Consider the following 1,803-nt stretch of genomic DNA (forward strand, 5'->3'; position numbering starts at 1 on the left):
AGGCTGTCCAGGTGCGCGTCCAGGCCGTCGCCGAACCGCCCGAAACTGTCATCCTCATCGTCGGCAGTCAGGTACTCCAGCTCCGCCTGGTGCGCGGCGATGGTGTCCGGCACCGACAGCGGGTCCGCGATGCGGGCGCCCTGCATGCCACGCACCAGTGCTTCCTGGTAGCGGCGCACCTGGGCGTAGCCGTGCACGAGGTCGGCGTAGTGCCCGGCCTCGCCGGGGGAGCAGGCGCTGCTGGCGAGCTGGGCCAGCCCGGCCGGGCCACCCACGCGCTCGAGGTGGCCGGCGCTGCGCAACTCGGCCTCCACCGCGGGCACGCCCGTGGGACGACTATGCCCGTGCAGCCGCTGCACCGCCGACCACACCAGACCGTGGGCGGGCTCGTACCAGTCGCCCTCACGCACGGCGCGGGCCACGTCGGCCACCGGGTCATAGGCCGGGGTGGCCAACAGGCAGGCGCCCAGAGCACGCCGCTCCGCGTCCACGGACACGGCCCGCCCCAGCTGCTCCTGGTCCGAGATCTGCGTGGTCACGTGGCCACCTCCGCTCCGCTGCGGGTGACGCCTGGGTGCGCGCAGCGGCGCTGCGGCCCGGAGTCGTCGTCGTCCAGGAGCCAGCCGTACTCGTCGCACGCCGCGCAGGCCTCGATGACGCTGCGCGCCACTGCCGGCCGCGGGCTGCTGGCCGGTGCGGGCTCGCTCCGCGGGGCCGCCAGCGCGTAACGGCGCAGGTCCTGCACCCACCCGGGCAGGCACTTGGTCCAGGACGCCGCGCCACCGGTGTTCTTCAAGACTTCCGCTTCGAGCAAAGCGACGTACCCGGCATCGGCACCCACCAGCGACGGCCAGCCCTGCTCACGCATCGTGCGCAGCAGCTTCGGCGCGCAGCTGCGAGCCGTGGCAGCGCCCGCCTGCCAGCGCTGCATCTGCTGCAGGAAGTCCACCGCTGCGCCTGTCTCCTCCGGAGAGAACTCCGGCCCCTCCTCCCGCTGTGACGGGAGCGACCCCGTGGGGCGCGTGGGAGGGGTAGGGGAGGAGGAATCCTCCTCCTCCGGGGGGTGTGGGGGGTGCACGCCGGATCGCGGGTTTTCCGCATTCCGGCTCTGACCAGGCGAATCGCGGGTTTTCGAATCGCGGGTTTTCCGCGATTCGGATCCGGATCGCGGGTTTTTCGTATTCCGGCTCTGACCAGGCGAAACGCGGGTTTCCCGCGATCCGGAGGGCCGGGAATCGCGGGTTTCCCGCACTTCGGCGCTGACCTGCTGTGATGCAGCGATCCCGAGGTCGACGTACTGCTCGTTGTTCGCCGGGTTCCGGTACACCCGAGTGACCCAGGTTGGGCGTTGCGTGGTCTCGTCGTAGACCGGGATGCGGGCGAGGTGGCCGGCCTTCGTCAGGCGGCCGGCGATCGCGTTGAAGCGGTCCTTGCCCATCTTCCAGCCCTGCGCCTGCATGTCCCGGCGGATGGCTTCCATGGTCGAGGGCAGGCGGGGGTCGCGGAGCAGCAGCTCCGCCAGGACGCCGATGTCTTCGGGTTGCAGACCGGGTGTGCGCACCAGGTCGCGGCGCAGCACGACTTCCTCAGGCGGCTCCCAGCCGCGTTCGAGGTAACTGGCGCCGAAGTCGTCAGACGACGACGGACGCTGTGGACTGTGCAAGGTGGTGCATCTCCCGAGGTAGGGGAGCCGCGACCAGCGATGTGACCTAGGTTCTGTCTCTTTGGTCAGCGCCGGGTCCAGATGAGGATGCCCGCGAGGTGGAGTGCGGCCTGGTAGGCGATCGCGAGCTTGTCGGTTCG

Annotated in this window: 2 protein-coding genes; both read right to left on the bottom strand. The window is 70.9% G+C overall.

Going from position 1 to position 1,803, the window contains the following annotated elements; genetic code table 11:
- A partial coding sequence (locus ACH4C6_RS36375) for a DnaB-like helicase N-terminal domain-containing protein (RefSeq protein ID WP_398112844.1) occupies positions 1 to 539 on the bottom strand: 539 nt, incomplete at its 3' end.
- Positions 536 to 1,663 (bottom strand): hypothetical protein, encoded by a 1,128-nt coding sequence (locus ACH4C6_RS36380; protein ID WP_398112845.1) that lies wholly within the window; start codon positions 1,661 to 1,663, stop codon positions 536 to 538. The genes ACH4C6_RS36375 and ACH4C6_RS36380, both read right to left, overlap by 4 nt.
- Positions 1,664 to 1,803 lie beyond the last annotated feature (140 nt).

It is taken from the genome of Streptomyces sp. NPDC017943 (assembly GCF_044328425.1).
In the GTDB taxonomy this organism is placed as follows: domain Bacteria; phylum Actinomycetota; class Actinomycetes; order Streptomycetales; family Streptomycetaceae; genus Streptomyces; species Streptomyces djakartensis_A.